Source organism: Bacillus sp. MHSD_36 (genome assembly GCF_030757775.1).
Lineage (GTDB): Bacteria > Bacillota > Bacilli > Bacillales > Bacillaceae_G > Bacillus_A.
In genome coordinates, this window is sequence record NZ_JAVBIS010000001.1 from 487,995 (window position 1) to 507,671 (window position 19,677).

Here is a 19,677-nt window from a genome sequence, read left to right on the forward strand (position 1 = left end):
TAAGTACGATTATGTACTTAACACTTTTTTGTATGTTTATAAAAATAGTTTGCACATGCAAGCGATTCCATTGCGTCTTACGCTGTAATAATAGAAAACAAATTGACCACGTATTATATTTCGGGTTATAATTCAGAAAGTTTAAAAATTAATAAAAATGAGAAATAGGGAGGTTTTCAGGGTGATGGAGAGAGTGTATAATTTTTCAGCTGGACCATCAATACTCCCTTTGCCAGTTTTAGAGAAAGTGCAAAAGGAGCTTGTAAATTATAACGGGACAGGCATGTCTATTATGGAAATGAGTCATCGATCTTCTTATTTTCAAAGTATTATAGATGAAGCGAGTAACCTACTTCGTGAATTAATGAACATTCCTAATGAATATGATGTATTGTTTTTACAAGGCGGTGCGTCATTACAATTCTCTATGATACCGTTAAATTTAATGAATACGTATAAAAAAGCAGGGTACGTATTGACTGGCTCATGGTCTAAAAAGGCGCTGCAAGAAGCTGAAAAAGTAGGGGAAGTTCAAGTGATTGCTTCTTCTGAACAAGCGAAGTTTACTACAATTCCTAAATTGGATGGTTTACTGAGCGATGAAAAACTAGATTATGTACATATTACAACGAATAATACAATTGAGGGGACGAAATATGTGGATATTCCACATGTAGATAAAGTACCGCTCGTTGCGGATATGTCCTCAAATATTTTATCAGAACAATACGATGTTTCGAAGTTTGGTCTTATATATGCGGGAGCGCAAAAGAATTTAGGGCCAGCGGGCTTAACGATTGCAATTATAAAAAGAGATTTAATTGGGGGAGCAGATCGCTCCTGTCCTACAATGTTAAACTATGAAACTTACAGTAAAAATAACTCCTTATATAATACACCGCCGTCCTTTAGTATTTACGTAACGAAACTTGTATTAGAGTGGCTGAAAGAGCAAGGCGGGGTATCTGCGATTGAAGAACAGAATAGAATGAAATCTTCACTTCTTTACAATTTCTTAGATGAATCAAAATTGTTTACTTCACCGGTTGATCCTACGTATCGATCACTTATGAACATCCCGTTTACAACAACGTCAGAAGAGCTGAACAATGAGTTTTTACAAAAAGCGAAAGAACGCGGTCTTGTTACGCTAAAAGGACATCGCTCAGTCGGTGGTATGCGCGCTAGTATTTACAATGCGATGCCAGCAGAAGGTGTACAGCAATTAGTAAATTATATGAAGGAATTTGAGCTTGAGAATAGATAGGGAGATGGGGATATGTTTCGTGTTCAAACGTTAAATCAAATTGCAGAAAAAGGCTTGCAAGTACTTAGCGGAGAGCGCTATGAAGTAGGGGAGAGAATGGATCACCCAGACGGCATTTTACTTCGTAGCTATTCTTTACATCAAGAAGAATTCTCAAAAGATTTAAAGGCGATTGCGAGAGCTGGTGCAGGGGTAAATAATATTCCTGTCGAGCGATGTACAGAAAAAGGGATTGTAGTCTTTAATACGCCAGGAGCGAATGCCAATGCAGTAAAGGAACTTATCATTGCCAGCCTTATTATGTCTTCACGTAACATTATTAACGGCGTAAGCTGGACGAAAAATTTAGAAGGTGAAGAAGTACCGCAGCTTGTTGAATCAGGGAAAAAACAATTCGTTGGATCAGAAATTGCAGGGAAACGTCTAGGTGTTATCGGACTTGGCGCAATTGGTGCTTTAGTTGCGAACGATGCGTTAGCTTTAGGGATGGACGTCGTCGGATATGATCCTTACATTTCAGTTGAAACAGCTTGGCGCCTTTCTACACATGTGCAAAGAGCATTTAGTTTAGATGAAATTTTTGCAACGTGTGATTATATTACGCTGCATATTCCTCTTACAAATCAAACGAAGGGGATTATTGGTGAACACGCTCTAGAGAAGATGAAAAAAGGTATGCGTCTATTCAATTTCTCAAGAGGAGAACTTGTAGATGAAAAAGTTCTTCAAAAAGCGTTAGAAGAAGAGATTATTGCGCATTACGTAACGGACTTCCCGAATGAAAATGTGATTAAAATGAAAAACGTAACAGCGACGCCCCACCTCGGCGCATCTACGTCTGAATCGGAAGAAAATTGTGCAGTAATGGCAGCGCGTCAATTACGTGAATATTTAGAGACAGGAAATATCCGTAATTCAGTAAACTATCCAAACGTAGAACTGCCGTATATCGGAAAGAAACGTATTACAATCATGCATCAAAATGTTCCAAACATGGTAGGACAAATTACAGGATGTTTAGCAGAACATCATATTAATATTGCTGATATGATTAATCGTAGTAAACATTCTTGGGCGTACACAATGATTGATATTGATAACGGAATTGATGATATAATAAAAGAGAATATTGTGGAAAATATAAGCAAAATTACAGGTGTTGTAGCCGTTCGAATGATTGTGTAAAGGAGAGAGGAATTTGGCTAAAATCCGACCGTTTCGGGCCATTCGTCCAGTAGAAGAAAAAGCAGCGGAAGTGGCTGCTTTACCGTATGACGTATTAAATAGTGAAGAAGCAAGAGAGGTTGTAAAAGGGAATCCGTATTCTTTCTTACACGTTGATAAAGCAGAAATTGATTTAGACCCGGCACTTTCACCGTACGATGATCGTGTATATGAAAAAGCGGGTGAAAATTTAAATCGGTTTATACGAGAAGAAGTGTTCATTCAAGACGAAGAGCCAGCGTTATACATTTATGAATTGACGATGCAAGGAAGAACGCAGTCAGGTCTTGTCGTTTGTACATTTATTGATGAGTATGAAGATGATATAATTAAAAAACATGAAAGAACACGTCATGAAAAAGAACTTGATCGCATTCGCCACGTAGATGTGTGTGACGCGAATACAGGTCCTATCTTTTTAACGTATCGTACAAAAGAAGAGATAAAGCGTTTCATTGCCAGCTGGAAAGAAGAACATGCGCCAATCTATACATTTACAGCAGAAGACGGCGTTAGGCATGTCGCTTGGAAAATAGCTGATGAAGAAGTAATTGCAAGTTTAGTAAACTTATTTAAAGATATTCCTAATCTTTATATTGCAGATGGACATCACCGCTCCGCATCAGCTGCAAAAGTTGGGCTCATGCGAAGAGAACAATATCCGAATTACACAGGAGAAGAAGAATTTAATTTCTTCCTATCTGTTTTATTCCCTCATGATGAATTATCTATTTGGGACTATAACCGAGTCGTAAAAGACTTAAACGGCTTATCAGAAGAACAGTTTTTAAAACAAATTGCACAATACTTTTATGTAGAAGAAGCAGCTGTGTCTCCGTATAAACCAAATGAGCCAAAAACATTTGGAATGTATGTAAACGAGAAGTGGTATAAGCTAACAGTGAAAGAGGAAACGTTTGATGCGAACGACCTTGTAAAAGGTTTAGATGTATCTATTCTGCAAGATCATTTATTAAGCCAAGTACTTGAAATACATGATCCGCGATCTGATTCACGCATTGATTTTGTCGGAGGAATCCGTGGTTTAGAAGAACTAGAACGCCTTGTAAATAACGGTGAATATAAAGCAGCGTTCTCATTATATCCGACATCAATGGAATCTTTATTAGCAATCGCAGACGCTGGGGAAATTATGCCACCAAAATCAACGTGGTTTGAACCGAAGCTGCGCAGCGGGTTGTTTGTACATTCTTTAAAGTAAATACAGACTTCTTTAGTTTGAAAAACCGAAATGATTATAGTTTCGGTTTTTCTTATTTTAGCTCAGTTAACGTTCCATGCTGATTTTCATGTTAAGATTGAAATATGTAATGACAGGTCGTTACAAAAAATGGAGGAAATACGATGAAAATGCAGCTGCAAGAAAGTTTTTATGTTGAGTTGAAAAATGCAATTCGTTCTCATTATAACGAACTTATAATTAGGTGCGGTGTTGACACAATATATGGATACTCCATATTAACAGACGATTGTGTCAATAGTATTGGACCAGTGGCTAATGAAGAAAGACTAATCAAAGTTAATAAGTCGGAGCCTTTATACAATTATTATAGATACGGAGCTGTTGAGTGGAGCGAATGGGACGATTTTGGAATGTTTGATGAAGTGAACAAAATTATCAAGAAATATCATGATATCGTCGAAGAGGACTTTAACATACGAGTAAATACACTGTTGAAAGAAACGTTAAATGTGTTAATGGAACTTGAATCAGAAGGCTTGTTTGGAGACAGAGATGATAATCGATTTATTGTCATTTGTGTAACTGATTCATCAAACGAAATCATGATTGAATCAGCTCGATTGCTTAATACATTAAAGACATACGAAGAATATGCTTCAGAATTTGCATAAGAGTGAATATAAGTAAAACTGCGCTCTATAAGAGGCGATTTTCATTTGATCGAAAGTCACCAATTAATAGTAACGATTCGTTGTGATGTAACCATTGAACAATTTGAACCTGATGAAAGAAATCGTCCAAAGATTACTGCGATGTTTATATGTAGGAATCAACTTGAAAAAGAAGTTATGAAGGGGAGTTTTTCGGGGATTATTCTTTAGTTAGTAGAAAAAGTAATGAATAGGTGGGGCCCACATGCCTCTCAGGCTTAGCGTTTTAATTTCTCCATAACGAAAATTTTATCCCGCATTTAACGGGCTGTAAGACCCCCACCTCAAAATTCAGCTAAAGCAAAGAAGTTAGGTGGGGGATTAACTGCCCGTAAAAGCCCGATTGGTTCAACTAATAATCAGTGGAGGATGAACAAAACCCCCACTGATTAAAGTTTCACTTTATGTATTATACTTCTTAACTATTAGAAAATAGTTGAATAAGCTCGTCAACAAAAAGGACATTCCTAGTATTACAAGAAATGTCCTTTTTACTAAATTATAAGGTGTTTTGCTAAAATTCAAACTCTAAAATCAGTTTGCTAGTTTGACCTGTAAACTGATAATGATAGGATCCTCTCAAATTTTCTAAGTTACCGGTAGCTTTAATAATTGTTCCTGGGGAATCTAGATTTCCTTTATCAAATATTCCTTGCTCTATAGCTGTAAATGTCCCTTGTTGCCCCTTGTAAACCCCTTCAAAGTGTAAAAATCCAGAAATTTTAGCAGTAGCCAGGTGACCATCATGTATATTTGAGTCTACATAATATAATAAGTATTCAACAGAAGCTTTTCCTTTTAATTCCCCATCAATATCATATTCAACATGGGCCATATTAATAGGGAAATCTTTTCTAGTATCATCGATTGGTTTTTCATCCCATTTACTTACTGTAAACGTTACTTCCATACACGTAATCTCCCTCCGATTATATACTTTTAAAAAGTATCCATTCACATTCATATTTCATAGGAATGTTTTTATTCCACGCCACTCTCTAAAATAGAGAAAGACCCATTTTCACAATCAATTTCTGCCAACGCGCCGTAAGGTAAAATAAACTTTGGCTCGGTATGACCAAAATTTAAATTATAAAGAAGTGGCAAATCTTCTAAGTTATATTCTTTCATAACTTTTAGTATTTCATGTTTATATTCTTCATAATACATTTCGTCTTTTGGTTTACCAAAAATAATCCCTTTTGCTTTTTGGAGAATGCCTTGCGCTGCGTAATTTCGTAAACAATACTTTATATAACTTGGTTCTGGGTGATCTTCAGAAGTTTCAAAGAAAAGGATACTATTTTCCCAATGTTTTTTCTCAGGCCAAAGTTCTGTTCCTTTTGCAAATTCCAGTACTTCTATACAACCACCAATTAAGCGTCCTTGTACGGTAGTAGAGCCTTGAAGTACCTCATATCCATTGTTTTGCTGCATCGTACGTCTTGTATCTTTATTTACCTCTATCCATTCTAAACGCTCACTCGTCCATTCAGGAGCTGGTTGAATTTCGCCAATCGTTTCATTTGAAAAGAGAGTTCGCTTTACCATTTCAATCGTATATGGATTCATCTCTATATTTTCAGCAAAATCCGTTAAAATGGCTGGACCGTAAAAAGAGGAGATTCCTGCTTTATGACAAAACAAATGTGAAATGGTAACATCAGAGTATCCCATAAAAATTTTCGGATTTTCACGTATTACATTAAAATCTATATAAGGAAGTAAGCGGATGCTATCCTCTCCGCCAATATTTGCGATAATTGCTTTCACGCGCGTATCTTTAAAAGCTGTCATTAAATCTTCCGCACGAGCTTGTGGATTGTTATAAATGAATTCGCTACCTTTTAAACTATTTGGCATGGGAACAACCGTAAGACCGAAAACTTCTTCTAATCTCTTTACTCCTTGGTCATATCGCCATTTTATCTCAGAATCACCTGCGCCTCCCCATGAAGGACTTACTGTTGCTACGATATCACCTGGTTGTAATCTGTTTGGTTTTTTTAACATGTTAACTCCACTCCTACATAATGTAATGGACTACGACTGTACAAACTGTAGCTTTGAAAAAATATGATGCATCACATTATTTTCTTCATCATCAATCTGTTTACCTGCTGGTATTCAAGAATTCAGTCTTAGCGTTAAATTGCATTTGAGAATTAAAGTATGCAACATTGCATAAGAAAGAGGGTTGCTATTTTTTATTAACTGTAACTATAATAGTTACAGGTTGGTCGTATCCAATCAAAAAAATAAAATCATCATGAATGGAGATGTTTCATAATGGGTATGAAAAAATTAATTTTAGCAGGTGCTTTAGGTATCGCAGCATTATCAGGAACGAATTTACCAGGATTAGAAGTAACAAAAACGAGTGCAGCTTCTATTGAATCGAATTTCTCGACGTTAGAAGGACGAGTAGTGGAAGTAGATAACGGTGTAATTGTTGTGAAATCTAAGCAATACGAAGAACCTGTTAGTGTATACATGGATACTTTCTCAAATGTGAAAGTAGGAGATGAGGTTAAAGCTACTGGATCTATGATGCGTAATTTTACAGAATATATGGTTGCAACTGCAATTGAAAATACAACAAATAAGTTAGGCATGCACATGAAAGAAGATGGCTCACCTGATTATGTAATTGGGGAAGTAGCAAAAGTAGGAATGATGGAAGATGGGGGAGAAGGTTTTACAAAATATGTCGTAGTTGAGTATCCATCACTAAACGGGAAAAAAGTGATTATTGATATTTTCTTAACGAAGGGACAAGTATTTCATACGGGCGAGAAAGTAAAAGTTGATATGAAGTATGTGAGCTGGGGCGGAAGTTCTATTAACTGGAACACGGTTGATCATATCGAAAAAGTGTATGAGGTAAAGAGCAACGTTGAAAATAATGATGATGTTTGGATTTGGTCTTAATTAGATTCTTATAAAAATGTATCATGCAGTACCCATCGAATGATCATATGTATGACAATTCGATGGGTACTTTTTGTTTTGTGTTTTTTGAGAATAACGGATTTCCGATTAGAATATGATGTTAATACTGGAGCGAGATGAGGTTTATTTACGAGCTAAAAAAAGGGTGGAGAATTTAAAAGCTTTTTACATTCATTTAACGGTTTATATTCTAGTGAACTTAATGCTTTTTATTATAAATATAATCTCTGATTCAAGTAAATTATGGTTTTTATATCCACTTGCAGGTTGGGGAATCGGTATCGTTATACACGGTTTGACAACATTTCCAGTTGGGATATTCGGAAAAGAGTGGGAAGAACGAAAGATTAAAGAATATATGGAGAAAGATAAGTAAATTCATTTTGATCATTCGATTTTTAAAAAAATACTGAGGATTACAATTCATAAAAAAAACAAAGATGTGAAGTCCCTTCTATGACTTCGCGTCTTTGTTTTTTCTGTTTAGAAGGAATACTAAGACATATAACATGTCCAATGATAATAATAGAAGAAATAATTTTATAAACGAGGTAACAACGATGGAGAAGTGAAGAAATCCATCGCTATACCTTCAAAATGAATTCATGTACATTCTATAAATCGTTGTGCTCTTTTAGAAAGCGTCCGATCTTTCAGCCATATAATCGATGATTCGGACTGATAAGGGAAATCCATTACATCTACTATTTTTATAAATTCTTGCGAGATATGAGATACAGCACTTTTAGGCAGGATAGACGCGCCGACTCCAGTCATGATAAGCATAAGAATAAATGCCGAGTCTGGACATTCACATGCTATGTTTAATTGAATACCTCGGTGCCTGCATTCATCAATGACGAGCTGATGATAGCTGTTTTCTTTATCTTTATGTAAAAGTAAAAGGGGAATATGACTTAATTCGGTTAGAGGAATTGGAAGCTGTGAGTGATATAGTTCCCATTTAGCAGGCATGACTATTACGTATGGTTCTTTTGATAAACAAATGCTAGAAAAAACATCTTTATTAAAAGGGGAGCGTAAAATAGCAAGTTCGATATATCGATTTTCTAATTGCTCTATTAAGTAAAAAGGGCCACCTTCCCATATTTTTAAGTTCACATTTGGATAGTTTTCTTGAAAATAGCGGATTTTTTCAGAGAGAAAAGGAATGCAAGAATGAAATGCTCCAATAGATAGATTCCCCCTTAGCCCTTCACCGGTATCTTTAATTTCCGTAATGGTTTCTTCTAATTGCTGAATAATGTTTTTTGCTTTCGTATATAAAATTTTTCCTTCTTCAGTTAAATGCATATTTCGACCGTTTCTTTCAAATAAGTTTACTGATAATTCTTGTTCTAGTAGCGATAGCTGTCTACTTAGAGGTGGCTGTGCCATATGAAGCCGCTGGGCAGCACGCGTAAGCTGTTTTTCTTCAGCGATTACAGTAAAGTAACGAAGTTTTCTTATATCCATTTCAAAGTCCCTTCTATACCTTTTTTATATACAAAAACAACCTTATAGATAGTTTTCATATAATACCCCACATGATATCATAAACAAAAAGTTTTAAAAATAGAAAATTCTAAAAATTTAAAATTTAATTCGGTAGAATCATAACTTGAAAATAGATCGTACCGTTTTAAGGGGGGATTTTTATGAAAGTTTCGTTGTTTATTACTTGTTTATCAGATATGTTTTTTCCTGAAGTAGGTAAAAGTGTCGTAGAAATTATGAAGCAATGTGGAGTGGAACTAGATTTCCCAGAAGGACAGACTTGTTGCGGACAACCAGCTTACAATAGCGGATATCAGGAAGAAGCAAAACTAGCAGCAAAGCAAATGATAAAAGCATTTGAGCATAGTGAATATATTGTGACGCCTTCAGGTTCTTGTGCCAGCATGGTTCATCATTATTATAAAGAAATGTTTAAAGAAGATAGTGAATGGTATGAAAAAGCAGTTCATTTAGCGGATAGAACGTATGAGTTGACGGATTTTTTAATAAATGTACTTGGAAAAAGTGATTTGAAATCTAAGTTGGTTGAGAAAGCTGTTTTTCACCAATCTTGTCATATGAGCCGTGCACTTGGGATAAAAGAGGAACCACTTCAGTTATTATCGCAAGTAGAAGGTCTAGACGTAAAAGAATTACCATATTGCCAAGATTGCTGCGGGTTTGGTGGCACCTTTGCAGTGAAAATGAGCTCGATTTCTAAAACGATGGTTGATGAAAAAATAAAACATATTGAGGCGGCAGATGCAAACCTTTTAATTGGAGCAGATATGGGATGTCTTATGAATATTGGAGGAAGATTGCGCAGAAAAAATAAAAATATTCAAGTGTTACATGTAGCAGAAGTACTGGCGAAGGGGCTGAATAAATGAGTGAGGCGGGGGAACAAGTTTTTTTGAAAAGAGTAGATAAAGCGTTGCACGATCCGCAGATGAGAAGTGCGGTTCCGTTTACACAAGATAGGCTTCGGATGGGACGGGAACAAGCTACACATGAATTAGGGAATATGGAAGAATGGCGTGAGGCAGCATCTGAAATTCGGATGCATACAATTGAAAATTTAGATAGTTATTTGGAACAATTAGCTACTAATGTTCGAAAAAATGGGGGGCATGTTCATTTTGCTTTCAAAGCAGAAGATGCCGTATCGTATGTTTCTGAAATCGCAAGAAAAAAAGAAGCGAAATCAGTAATTAAGTCAAAGTCCATGGTCTCAGAAGAAATATACCTTAATAAAAAATTAGAAGAGATAGGGGTGAAAGTAGTAGAGTCTGATCTTGGAGAGTACATTATTCAATTAGCTGGAGAAGCTCCATCCCATTTAATTGCCCCAGCTATTCATAAGACAAAGGAACAAGTAGCAGAACTTTTTTCTAAGGAAGCTGGAAGAAAGATACCGGTTGATACAAATCAACTACTACAATTTGCTAGGGAGCAATTGCGTAAAGAGTTTTTAGAAGCTGATATTGGTATTTCTGGTTGTAACTTTGCAGTAGCGGAATCTGGATCAGTTGTTCTTGTAAGTAATGAGGGAAATGCTCGTCTTACTACGACATTACCAAAAGTTCATATTGCTATTATGGGGATGGAACGTCTCGTTCCCACATGGAAAGATCTTGATATAGTCATTTCGATGTTAACAAGAAGTGCGACAGGCCAAAAAATTACATCTTATGTAACTGGAATTAATGGCGCACGTTTACCTGAAGATATGGATGGACCTGAAGAGTTTCATTTAATTATTCTAGATAATGGTCGTTCTGATATTTTAGGAACTGCTTATGAAGAAATATTAAAGTGTATAAGGTGCGGAGCTTGTGTAAATGTTTGTCCTGTGTATCGTAATATTGGGGGCCATGCTTATGGAAGTGTGTATAGCGGACCAATTGGGGCAGTACTAGCGCCTTTATTAGAAGGGTATGAAGAATTAAAAGAACTACCTTTTGCATCAAGTTTGTGCGGAGCGTGTACAGATGTTTGCCCTGTGAAAATTCCATTACATGACCTTCTCATTGAACATCGTAAAGATGTGGTGGAACAAGGGTTTATAACGAAATTTGAGAAACTGGCCTTTAAAGGTTTCACGTTTATGGCGAGCCATCCGTTCGTGTATGAGAGAACTATTAAAATGGCACACACAGGTTTATCAATATTTGCAAAAGATGGTTATATTGCGAATGGTCCCGGCCCATTAAAAGGGTGGACAGAAAGTAGAGATTTTCCAAAACCTGCGAAACAATCATTCCGTGATTGGTGGAAAAAAGAAATGAGGGATTCATAATATGAATACGGATGTACAACAATCTTTTTTAAACAATATCGCACGTAAACTAAACCGAGAACGTCGCTCGGGGGTCACTCCTCCTAAGTGGAAAAACAATCCACTTAGACACTTTCCTAAAGAGATAAATCACGAAAGTTTAGTAGAGCAGTTTATTGCAAACTTAAATACGTTACATACAGAAGTAAGTCATATATACCGTTCAGAAATAGAGAATGCACTTCAATATGTTGTACATAAATTTAATGTTCAATCTGCGGTGTATTGGGATGATGATAGATTACATCAGCTTGAAATAGGAAAGCATTTAACAGGAAATTTCGTTTCTCATCGAATTTGGCAAAGTAAAGAAGGTGAAAGAGAACTACGGGATTATGCAGCTCAAGTGGATATGGGCATTACATATGCCGAAATGGGACTCGCTGAGACTGGAACCGTTGTTTTATGGAATGGTGGTGGACGCGGACGTTTAGTTAGTGTTTTGCCAGCAGTTTATGTAGCGATTCTCTCAGAACATACCATTTATAGACGTTTAACTGAAGGAGTAACTAGTATTCACGAACAAGTTTCGAATGGATTACCCGCCTGTATTAATTTTATCACTGGACCGAGCCGGACAGGTGATATTGAGATGGAATTAGCTTTCGGAGTTCACGGCCCTGGAAAGGTTCATGTCATTTTATTAAAGGATTAGAGAGAAAAACAAAAGAATACGAGGGGGAGTGAAGATTTTGATGAAGAATAAATTTCGTTATTATGTCTTTACAATGCTCACGTTTATTACGATGGTAAATTATATTGATCGAGGGGCCATCGCTTATGCGCAGTCTTTCATTATAAAAGAATATGGCTTTGACCCGAAGGAATGGGGAGCTATATTGGGGTATTTTGGTTACGGTTACATGATCGGTTCTTTATTAGGAGGCATTTTTTCAGATAAAAAAGGGCCGAAATTTGTATGGATCGTAGCAGCAACTGCTTGGTCTATTTTTGAAATTGCGACCGCTTTTGCTGGAGAGATAGGGATTGCTGTTTTTGGAGGGTCTGCTTTAGTAGGATTTGCAATCTTCCGCGTTTTATTTGGATTAACAGAAGGTCCATCTTTTGCGGTATCGAATAAGACAGCAGCAAACTGGGCAGCTCCGAAAGAAAGAGCGTTTCTAACATCCCTTGGTTTTGTTGGCGTTCCATTAGGTGCAGTATTAACGGCACCTGTAGCGGTTCTGTTGCTATCTTTCACTAGCTGGAAAGTAATGTTTTTCATCCTCGGTACAATTGGAATCATATGGGCGATTATTTGGTATTTTACTTTTACGAATATGCCTGAGGATCATTCACGAGTGACAAAAGAAGAACTAGCTGAAATACGAAGTACGGAAGGTGTGTTGCAATCCGTAAAAGCAGAGAAAGAAATTCAAAAAGAGCCATGGTACTCCTTTTTTAAAGTTCCGACATTCGTTATGGTTACGATAGCATATTTTTGCTTCCAATATATCAATTTTTTAATATTAACTTGGACACCGAAATATTTGCAAGATGTATTCCATTTTCAATTATCCTCCCTTTGGTATCTTGGGATGATTCCTTGGCTTGGCGCTTGTATCACATTGCCGCTAGGGGCGAAGCTATCTGATCGTATTTTACGGAAAACAGGAAACATTCGTTTAGCTCGAACAGGGTTACCGATTATTTCCTTATTACTGACAGCAATTTGTTTTAGCTTCATTCCCGCGATGGATAATTATGTAGCTGTATTAGCACTTATGTCGCTTGGAAATGCGTTTGCTTTTTTACCGAGTTCATTATTTTGGGCAATTATTGTCGATACGGCTCCTGCTTACGCAGGAACATATAGTGGAATTATGCACTTCATCGCTAATATCGCCACAATCTTAGCCCCGACTTTAACTGGATATTTAGTTGTAAGTTATGGCTATCCTTCTATGTTTATCGTAGCTGCCATGTTGGCTGCTATTGCAATGGGGGCAATGTTATTTGTGAAACCAGGGCAGCAAACGAAGACTGAAAGCTTATTTAACTGGAGAAATAAGAAGGGTTTAGAGGAACCTCGTGCTAATTTTGAATGAGTGATGAAGTAAAATCGAATAGTGGTATATGAAAAAACTCCTGAACTTGCATACTGAGTATGCAAGTTCAGGAGTTTTTTTCATTACACGGAAGAAATAAAGTGAAACGATCAACAACATACAGAAGTATAAAATGACATATAAATCTCTGTGATCAAATATTTTATGCGAAGTTTATTCTATAGCTTTGTACTCGAAGGATGTGCGAATGAGTGTTTATTTTCATTTTTTAGCAGTAATTGCATGTGAAATCAAAACATTATGTGTAGTACATAATAAATACAGTTGTTATCCTTTTTTAATTACATGTGGATATAGGATAAAGTTGATTTATCATCCTATATTAAAATAAAAATAAACCACTGTTCGATTTGAATATTCCACGTTATAATGGTGAGAGTTTATGACAGAATAAATATTTACATAAGAAGTGAGGTACTGTATGAAAAAAAGAACGACAGACATTATTTTTATTATTATTGGTGCATTTCTTTTTGCGTTAGGTGTCAATTTGTTTGTTATCCCGAACGAGTTTGGTGAGGGTGGGGTAACAGGTATCACGATTATTACGTACTATTTATTTGAATGGTCACCGGGCTTAGTTAACTTAATTTTAAATGCGATTTTATTAATAGTCGGTTATAAATTTTTAAATAAAATCACAACAATTTATACGATTATCGCTGTAGTTACGAACTCACTATTTCTTCATTTGACAGAAGGCTGGACGATTGCTTCGGATGAAATGCTCGTAAATGCCATTTTTGGAGGAATATTTATCGGGTGCGGGATTGGTCTTATCATTCGCGTTGGAGGAACAACGGCAGGTACTACCATCTTAGCAAGGATGACACATAAGTATTTAGGTTGGAGCATTAGCTACGGTCTACTGTTCTTCGATTTAATCGTTGCGTTTTCATCTTATTTCATCATTGGTGCAGAAAAACTGATGATAACAATTATTATGCTATATGTAGCAACGAAAGTAATGGAATTTGTAATTGAAGGTTTAAATCCGAAAAAGGCTATTACGATTATTTCTGATAACCCAAATGAAATCGCCGGGAAGGTGACTACATTAATGGGCAGAGGAGTTACGGTGTACTCAGGTCATGGTTATTACACGAAAACTCCGAAGGAAATTCTTTATGTTGTTATTAATAAGCAAGAAGTAGTGAAGCTAAAACGGATTGTTCAAACTACGGATCCAGCTGCGTTTATCGCTATACACGATGTTCGGGACGTATTTGGAGAAGGATTCGTTGATATTTCTAAAGCTTAGAACTTATTTTTTATTAAAATAATCTTAATACTAAAACGTAAGAATCTATTTTGAATAATCTTTTTTCAAAATAGATTCTTTTTCTTTTTCTTGCAAAAAATCCAATTGTTTCTTAAGGTAAGGATGTAGAAGGATGAACAAGAGAGGGTTTAATGAAGATGATACATATTTTATTAGCTGATGATGATAAGCATATTAGAGAGTTGTTGCATTATCATTTACAAAAAGAGGGGTTTAAAGTTTTTGAAGCAGAAGATGGAAAGGTAGCGCAAGGCGTATTAGAGAAAGAAAATATTCATCTTGCGATAGTAGACATTATGATGCCATTTGTTGATGGCTATACGTTATGTGAAGAAATCCGGAAATATCATGATATACCTGTAATTTTATTAACGGCGAAAGATCAGTTAGTTGATAAAGAAAAAGGATTCATTTCTGGTACGGACGATTATATTGTAAAACCATTTGAGCCAGCTGAAGTCATTTTCCGTATGAAAGCATTACTGCGTCGCTATCAAATGCTGAGTGCTGATATGATTACACTGCACGGCACAACAATTGACCGAAAAGGCTTTGAAGTGAAGTGTAACGGTCAAACAATTTTACTTCCATTAAAGGAATTTGAATTGTTATCACAACTTGCTAGTTATCCTGGAAGAACATTTTCAAGAGAAGAACTAATTGAATTAGTATGGGGAATGGACTTTGAAGGAGATGAACGAACAGTCGACGTTCATGTGAAGAGACTACGAGATCGCTTCTCAAAACGAACGGATGATTTTCAAATTACGACAGTACGCGGACTCGGTTATAAGTTGGAGTTGAAATAAAATGAAATCATTATATTCTAGATTTGTTTTTATGACGGTCGGGATCATGCTACTTAGCAGTATTATCGGTTTTTTATTAACAAATGTGTACTATCAAGTGAAGTTAAAACCGTATAATAGTGAAAAGATTTTAATGTATGCGGAAGAAGTAAAATCGTTATATGAAAAGCAAAGTGAAGAAAATCAAGAGGCATACTTACAGTCTATTGCGAAGCTAGGGTATGAAATTTATATTGTCGATGATCAAAAGAATGGAAAGCGTATCGGTAATGCGTTTCGTAAAACGACAATAAGTGATGATACCGTTCATAAAGTATTGCAAGGAGAAATATTTAATGGTGTTTCTACTTATCCAACGCGTCTTTTTATTACAGGATTTTTCGATAATGAATTAATTAATAGCGTCGGTGTCCCGGTAAAACATGGTGATAAACAGTACGCTTTATTCATTCGCCCTGACATTCAGCAACAATTCGGCGAGATGAGAATTTTCTTAGCGGTATTACTTGGGTTTATCGTACTATTAAGCATTATCTTTATCGCAATCGCAGCAGGCTATATTGTTCGTCCCATTCGTAAATTTACGAAAGCTACGCAAAAAATTGCGAGTGGTGAATATGAAATTGAATTAGACGTAAAGCGAAAAGATGAAATAGGGATGTTATCTACAAGTTTCCAAAAGATGACGAAAAGTATAAAAGAACTAGATGAAATGAGACAAGAATTCGTTTCGAATGTTTCACATGAATTTCAATCGCCGCTTTCTTCTATACAAGGTTTTTCGAAGACACTGCAAACAGAAAAGATGAGCATGGAAGAAAGAAACTATTACTTACAAATTATTGAAGGTGAAAGTAAGCGAATGTCTAGTTTATGTAAACAGTTACTTACGCTCGCTTCTTTAGATAAAGAGGAAAAGGTTTTACAAGTAAAAGACTTTTCCTTACAAAAACAAATTAAAGACGTCATTTTTATGCTTGAATGGAAATGGCGTGAGAAAGATATTGCCGTTGAATTTGATGTACCGGACATTACAATACAAGGTGATGAAAATTTACTTCATCAAGTATGGAGTAATATTTTCACAAATAGTATTAAGTTTTCAAACGATGCTGGGACCATTGAGTTTTTTGTCGAAGAGTTAGAGTCTAGTGTCATTATCTCTATATCCGATAACGGAATCGGCATGGAAAAAGAAGAAATGGCTCGTATTTTTGATCGTTTTTATAAGGTGGATACAGCAAGGGCAAGAAACGTAGAAGGTAGCGGTTTAGGATTGTCGATTGTGCAGAAGATTGTTGAACTGCATAAAGGAACCGTTTCGGTTTATAGTACGAAAGGGGAAGGGACGACTGTTCGGGTTGAACTTCCTAAATAAATGTAAGGGGAGAGGCTGTTTGGGAACAGCCTCTTCTTTTTTTGTCTCTAGTATACATGTAAAGTGAAAAAATGTGAGTCATTTTAATTACATAATTGGACGAGTTTGTGGAGTGAGCTCAGGAGGAAGTTTATTTGAAAATGTAGAATCTCTACAGAGTTATAAGGATTGTATTAAAACTTGAACCGTGTAGGGAGGAAATTACTTTGAAACGAATTGACTTGTTATTAAACGTACTAGATTCAACATTTGATAAAGAGAGTTGGTATGCACCGTTTAAACATGCTATAGAAGGACTTACAGCTGAACAGGCTATGTGGAAACCATCTGGTGATGCAACGAATACCATTTGGGAGAACGTTAATCATCTCATTTATTACAAAGAGAGGCTTGCTGTAAACTTGGAAGGCCGTGAATGGACACATAATCTTGACGGTAATGACACCTTTTATCTTACTAAGCAATCTAATGATGATATGGAATGGAAGGAAGTCGTTGACCGTTCTGAAAATGCTCAACGTAATTTAAGACAGGTATTAAGCGCAATCTCCGAAAAAGAGCTTGAACAAAATACACTAGAGGAGAAATTACTGGACATCATGCTGCATGATGCTTATCATACAGGCCAAATTATTCAATTAAGGAAAATGCAGGGAGCTTGGCCATCAAAGCGTTAACTGAACGTTTTCGTTGGTGCTATTGTTGAATAAAATTTAGATATTCAAACGACTTTATTGTTATATTTTTAGTGAAGTATTTTACATCCAAAATGAAATAACTATATGTTTAACCCCGTCCCCAATTTAGAACGGGGTTATGTTTGTTTCGCTATAAAGCCGCATCTTTCCCGCCTCTTCCTTAAACCGAACCCCAAAAGTATCCGCTGTAATTTCATCCGCTTTCGGCAATGAACGTAATTTCGGATGAAGTAGCCATACGAGAGAAATGAATAAAATCCCGATGCTAGCGAGCGCGAAAATGAGTTGGCTACTAAATACATTTGCGGTGTATCCACCAATTAAAGAACCGAACGGCATAGCAATTTTCCCCATACTTCTTGTTTTTGATAATTCCTGAATATTTAATCTTACTCTCTGTAATCTTCTGTTCATATTCCGTTCATATTTCTTTTTTATGATTAGTGCATAGAAAGAAAGAGGAAGGAGCGAGCGAAATGTTTTTAGCTCTGCGTGAATTAAAACAATCAAAATTACGATATGGATTAATCGGACTGATTATGGTGTTATTATCATTTTTAGTTCTTGTTATTTCAGGATTAGCAAATGGACTATCATATGATAATGCTTCATCGATTCAAAATATGGAGGCAAATAAGTTCGTTTTAGCAGATGATGCGGAAAATAAATTACTTCGTTCACAAATTAAGAAAGATGATGTAGATAACGTAGTCAATCAAGTAGGGGAGAAAGAGGCTGTTCCGTTTCGTGTGAAAGTTTCAACGTATGAAAAGAAAGATAGTTCGAAAAAAGTGGATGTTGCCATTTTCGCAAGTGAACGTGATTCATTTTTAGAACCGAAAATTGTAAAAGGTGAGAAATTAGGTACAGCAAACAACGAAATGGTTGCTGACGAATCTATTAAAGAAAAAGGAATCGATATTGGAGATACAATTATCGACCCTGTTTCAAAGAAAGAATTTAAAATCGTTGGATTTACGAAAGATCAAATGTTTAGCCATACACCAGTCGTTTATGTAAATGAAGACGTATGGGGATCTATTTCACAACCAAATCAAAAAGATTATAGTGCAATTGCACTTAACACAGATAAAGAGATTAAAAATGCACACGTAATTGACAAAAAAGAAGTACTACAAAGTATTCCAGGATTTAAAGAAGAGCAAGGAACATTAACGATGATCATTGCGTTCTTACTTGTTATCGCTGCGTTACTAATCGGTGTATTCTTCTACGTCATTACACTGCAAAAAACACAGCAATTAGGTGTATTAAAAGCAATTGGTACGAAGAACTCATATTTAGCAAATAGCTTAGTCGTACAGGCGTTATTCTTATCTGTCGTTGCGATGGTAATTAGTATCGTTCTTGTACAAGGATTAGAACAAATTTTACCAGCAGGTATGCCATTCTTATTAACAACACCGATGATTGCACAATATGCAGCAATCTTTATCGTTATTAGTATTTTAGGAACACTTATTTCGTTATATCAAGTATTAAAAGTTGATGCGCTAGAAGCAATTGGAGGCGGGATGTAATGACTTCATTATTGAAATTAGACAAAGTAAGTAAAGTGTACGGAGAAGGGAATACGGAAGTAACAGCCCTTCATCCGATGTCGCTTGATGTGAAAGCTGGAGAATTTATCGGAATCGTCGGTCCTTCTGGATCAGGGAAAAGTACGTTATTATCAATCGCGGGTGCTTTATTATCACCTTCAAAAGGGGATATTTACATTCGTGAACAAAATATTACGAAGCTATCAGAAAAGGAAATGACGGACATTCGTTTGAAAAAAATCGGCTTCATTTTCCAGTTCGCAAATCTCGTTCCATATTTAAATGTAAAAGAACAATTACTTTACATTGCAAAGCTTAAAAAAGAAAACAAACAAGAATCAGAAAAGCGTGCGGATCATTTATTAGCAGCATTTGGATTAGGGGAAAGAAAAAATCATTATCCAAATCAACTATCTGGCGGAGAAAAACAAAGGGTAGCAATCGCTCGCGCGTTTATGAACAATCCGGATTTAATATTAGCGGATGAACCAACGGCAAGCTTAGACTCAAAACGTGCACGTGAAGTCGTTGAAATGATGAAACGTGAAGTGAAAGAGAGCCAAAAAGCAGCAATTATGATTACGCATGATGAAAGAATGCTTGATGTATGTGATCGTATATTGACGCTAAGAGATGGAAAGTTAATATAAAGAAAAAAGACAATCGCACAAGTGTGCGGTTGTCTTT

General features: G+C 36.0%; 19 protein-coding genes and 2 pseudogenes. 17 read left to right on the top strand and 4 right to left on the bottom strand.

Features of this window, described 5'->3' with window-relative positions:
- Window positions 1–184: 184 nt before the first annotated feature.
- The 5 genes and pseudogenes from serC to Q9B79_RS02590 all read left to right on the top strand — a co-directional run.
- A complete protein-coding gene (gene serC, locus Q9B79_RS02570; protein ID WP_306182505.1) occupies window positions 185–1,267 on the top strand; it encodes a 3-phosphoserine/phosphohydroxythreonine transaminase in 1,083 nt (360 codons plus the stop codon).
- 12 nt (window positions 1,268–1,279) lie between these two features.
- On the top strand, window positions 1,280–2,452 hold the full coding sequence (locus tag Q9B79_RS02575) for a 3-phosphoglycerate dehydrogenase family protein (RefSeq protein ID WP_306182506.1): 1,173 nt from the start codon (window positions 1,280–1,282) through the stop codon (window positions 2,450–2,452).
- A 13-nt stretch (window positions 2,453–2,465) separates the two neighbouring features.
- Window positions 2,466–3,713 carry a DUF1015 domain-containing protein gene (locus tag Q9B79_RS02580; protein WP_306182507.1) on the top strand — a complete coding sequence of 416 codons (1,248 nt, stop codon included), beginning with the start codon at window positions 2,466–2,468 and terminating at the stop codon, window positions 3,711–3,713.
- Window positions 3,714–3,856: 143 nt separating this feature from the next.
- Window positions 3,857–4,366, top strand: a complete 510-nt coding sequence (locus Q9B79_RS02585; RefSeq protein WP_306182508.1) for a DUF4303 domain-containing protein — start codon at window positions 3,857–3,859, stop codon at window positions 4,364–4,366.
- A gap of 72 nt (window positions 4,367–4,438) precedes the next feature.
- Window positions 4,439–4,576, top strand: a pseudogene (locus Q9B79_RS02590) (enoyl-CoA hydratase); the annotation flags it as partial.
- 343 nt (window positions 4,577–4,919) lie between these two features.
- Here the strand turns inward: Q9B79_RS02590 and Q9B79_RS02595 are convergent.
- A complete protein-coding gene (locus Q9B79_RS02595; protein ID WP_306182509.1) occupies window positions 4,920–5,315 on the bottom strand; it encodes a DUF3224 domain-containing protein in 396 nt (131 codons plus the stop codon).
- Window positions 5,316–5,386: 71 nt separating this feature from the next.
- Window positions 5,387–6,418, bottom strand: coding sequence for a S66 family peptidase (locus Q9B79_RS02600; protein WP_306182510.1), 1,032 nt, complete (start codon window positions 6,416–6,418; stop codon window positions 5,387–5,389).
- 276 nt (window positions 6,419–6,694) lie between these two features.
- On the opposite strand from Q9B79_RS02600, the gene Q9B79_RS02605 reads away from it, so the two are divergent.
- Window positions 6,695–7,336, top strand: coding sequence for a hypothetical protein (locus Q9B79_RS02605; RefSeq protein WP_306182511.1), 642 nt, complete (start codon window positions 6,695–6,697; stop codon window positions 7,334–7,336).
- Window positions 7,337–7,463: 127 nt separating this feature from the next.
- Entirely contained in the window at window positions 7,464–7,733 is a 270-nt protein-coding gene (locus tag Q9B79_RS02610) for a 2TM domain-containing protein (RefSeq protein WP_000438997.1), read from the top strand.
- 227 nt (window positions 7,734–7,960) lie between these two features.
- On the opposite strand, the gene Q9B79_RS02615 is transcribed toward Q9B79_RS02610, so the two are convergent.
- The gene (locus Q9B79_RS02615; protein WP_306182512.1) at window positions 7,961–8,833 is read right to left on the bottom strand and encodes a LysR family transcriptional regulator; all 873 of its coding nucleotides are present in this window, start codon (window positions 8,831–8,833) and stop codon (window positions 7,961–7,963) included.
- Window positions 8,834–9,015: 182 nt separating this feature from the next.
- Here Q9B79_RS02615 and Q9B79_RS02620 point away from each other — a divergent pair, with 182 nt between their 5' ends.
- From Q9B79_RS02620 to Q9B79_RS02655, 8 genes are all read left to right on the top strand, one after another.
- The gene (locus Q9B79_RS02620) at window positions 9,016–9,744 is read left to right on the top strand and encodes a (Fe-S)-binding protein (protein ID WP_098347153.1); all 729 of its coding nucleotides are present in this window, start codon (window positions 9,016–9,018) and stop codon (window positions 9,742–9,744) included.
- Window positions 9,741–11,153, top strand: a complete 1,413-nt coding sequence (locus Q9B79_RS02625; RefSeq protein ID WP_306182513.1) for a LutB/LldF family L-lactate oxidation iron-sulfur protein — start codon at window positions 9,741–9,743, stop codon at window positions 11,151–11,153. The genes Q9B79_RS02620 and Q9B79_RS02625 overlap by 4 nt, the downstream gene beginning before the upstream one ends.
- Window position 11,154: 1 nt before the next feature.
- Window positions 11,155–11,847, top strand: a complete 693-nt coding sequence (locus Q9B79_RS02630; RefSeq protein WP_166688339.1) for a LutC/YkgG family protein — start codon at window positions 11,155–11,157, stop codon at window positions 11,845–11,847.
- A gap of 40 nt (window positions 11,848–11,887) precedes the next feature.
- Window positions 11,888–13,240 (top strand): MFS transporter, encoded by a 1,353-nt coding sequence (locus Q9B79_RS02635; protein ID WP_306183311.1) that lies wholly within the window; start codon window positions 11,888–11,890, stop codon window positions 13,238–13,240.
- Window positions 13,241–13,682: 442 nt separating this feature from the next.
- Window positions 13,683–14,522 (top strand): YitT family protein, encoded by an 840-nt coding sequence (locus tag Q9B79_RS02640; RefSeq protein ID WP_000747493.1) that lies wholly within the window; start codon window positions 13,683–13,685, stop codon window positions 14,520–14,522.
- Between the two features lie 152 nt (window positions 14,523–14,674).
- Window positions 14,675–15,352 (top strand): response regulator transcription factor, encoded by a 678-nt coding sequence (locus Q9B79_RS02645; protein ID WP_098759280.1) that lies wholly within the window; start codon window positions 14,675–14,677, stop codon window positions 15,350–15,352.
- Window position 15,353: 1 nt separating this feature from the next.
- A complete protein-coding gene (locus tag Q9B79_RS02650) occupies window positions 15,354–16,730 on the top strand; it encodes a sensor histidine kinase (RefSeq protein ID WP_306182514.1) in 1,377 nt (458 codons plus the stop codon).
- Between the two features lie 206 nt (window positions 16,731–16,936).
- Window positions 16,937–17,407, top strand: coding sequence for a DinB family protein (locus Q9B79_RS02655; RefSeq protein ID WP_306182515.1), 471 nt, complete (start codon window positions 16,937–16,939; stop codon window positions 17,405–17,407).
- Between the two features lie 126 nt (window positions 17,408–17,533).
- Here the strand turns inward: Q9B79_RS02655 and Q9B79_RS02660 are convergent.
- A pseudogene (locus Q9B79_RS02660) lies at window positions 17,534–17,797 on the bottom strand (hypothetical protein); the annotation flags it as partial.
- Between the two features lie 107 nt (window positions 17,798–17,904).
- Between Q9B79_RS02660 and Q9B79_RS02665 the strand changes: the two are divergent.
- Both Q9B79_RS02665 and Q9B79_RS02670 read left to right on the top strand, forming a co-directional pair.
- Window positions 17,905–18,969 (top strand): ABC transporter permease, encoded by a 1,065-nt coding sequence (locus Q9B79_RS02665; RefSeq protein ID WP_306182516.1) that lies wholly within the window; start codon window positions 17,905–17,907, stop codon window positions 18,967–18,969.
- Window positions 18,969–19,640 (top strand): ABC transporter ATP-binding protein, encoded by a 672-nt coding sequence (locus Q9B79_RS02670; protein WP_000202604.1) that lies wholly within the window; start codon window positions 18,969–18,971, stop codon window positions 19,638–19,640. The genes Q9B79_RS02665 and Q9B79_RS02670 overlap by 1 nt, the downstream gene beginning before the upstream one ends.
- The last annotated feature ends 37 nt before the right edge of the window (window positions 19,641–19,677 follow it).

Excerpts from the sequence above, each read along its gene's own strand:
- Q9B79_RS02650 (WP_306182514.1), top strand. The coding sequence starts at position 15,354 with ATGAAATCATTATATTCTAGATTTGTTTTTATGACGGTCGGGATCATG.
- Q9B79_RS02630 (WP_166688339.1), top strand. The coding sequence starts at position 11,155 with ATGAATACGGATGTACAACAATCTTTTTTAAACAATATCGCACGTAAA.
- Q9B79_RS02615 (WP_306182512.1), bottom strand. The coding sequence starts at position 8,833 with ATGGATATAAGAAAACTTCGTTACTTTACTGTAATCGCTGAAGAAAAA.
- serC (WP_306182505.1), top strand. The coding sequence starts at position 185 with ATGGAGAGAGTGTATAATTTTTCAGCTGGACCATCAATACTCCCTTTG.
- Q9B79_RS02635 (WP_306183311.1), top strand. The coding sequence starts at position 11,888 with ATGAAGAATAAATTTCGTTATTATGTCTTTACAATGCTCACGTTTATT.
- Q9B79_RS02595 (WP_306182509.1), bottom strand. The coding sequence starts at position 5,315 with ATGGAAGTAACGTTTACAGTAAGTAAATGGGATGAAAAACCAATCGAT.
- Q9B79_RS02625 (WP_306182513.1), top strand. The coding sequence starts at position 9,741 with ATGAGTGAGGCGGGGGAACAAGTTTTTTTGAAAAGAGTAGATAAAGCG.
- Q9B79_RS02575 (WP_306182506.1), top strand. The coding sequence starts at position 1,280 with ATGTTTCGTGTTCAAACGTTAAATCAAATTGCAGAAAAAGGCTTGCAA.
- Q9B79_RS02585 (WP_306182508.1), top strand. The coding sequence starts at position 3,857 with ATGAAAATGCAGCTGCAAGAAAGTTTTTATGTTGAGTTGAAAAATGCA.
- Q9B79_RS02620 (WP_098347153.1), top strand. The coding sequence starts at position 9,016 with ATGAAAGTTTCGTTGTTTATTACTTGTTTATCAGATATGTTTTTTCCT.
- Q9B79_RS02605 (WP_306182511.1), top strand. The coding sequence starts at position 6,695 with ATGGGTATGAAAAAATTAATTTTAGCAGGTGCTTTAGGTATCGCAGCA.
- Q9B79_RS02670 (WP_000202604.1), top strand. The coding sequence starts at position 18,969 with ATGACTTCATTATTGAAATTAGACAAAGTAAGTAAAGTGTACGGAGAA.
- Q9B79_RS02600 (WP_306182510.1), bottom strand. The coding sequence starts at position 6,418 with ATGTTAAAAAAACCAAACAGATTACAACCAGGTGATATCGTAGCAACA.
- Q9B79_RS02665 (WP_306182516.1), top strand. The coding sequence starts at position 17,905 with ATGTTTTTAGCTCTGCGTGAATTAAAACAATCAAAATTACGATATGGA.
- Q9B79_RS02640 (WP_000747493.1), top strand. The coding sequence starts at position 13,683 with ATGAAAAAAAGAACGACAGACATTATTTTTATTATTATTGGTGCATTT.
- Q9B79_RS02645 (WP_098759280.1), top strand. The coding sequence starts at position 14,675 with ATGAAGATGATACATATTTTATTAGCTGATGATGATAAGCATATTAGA.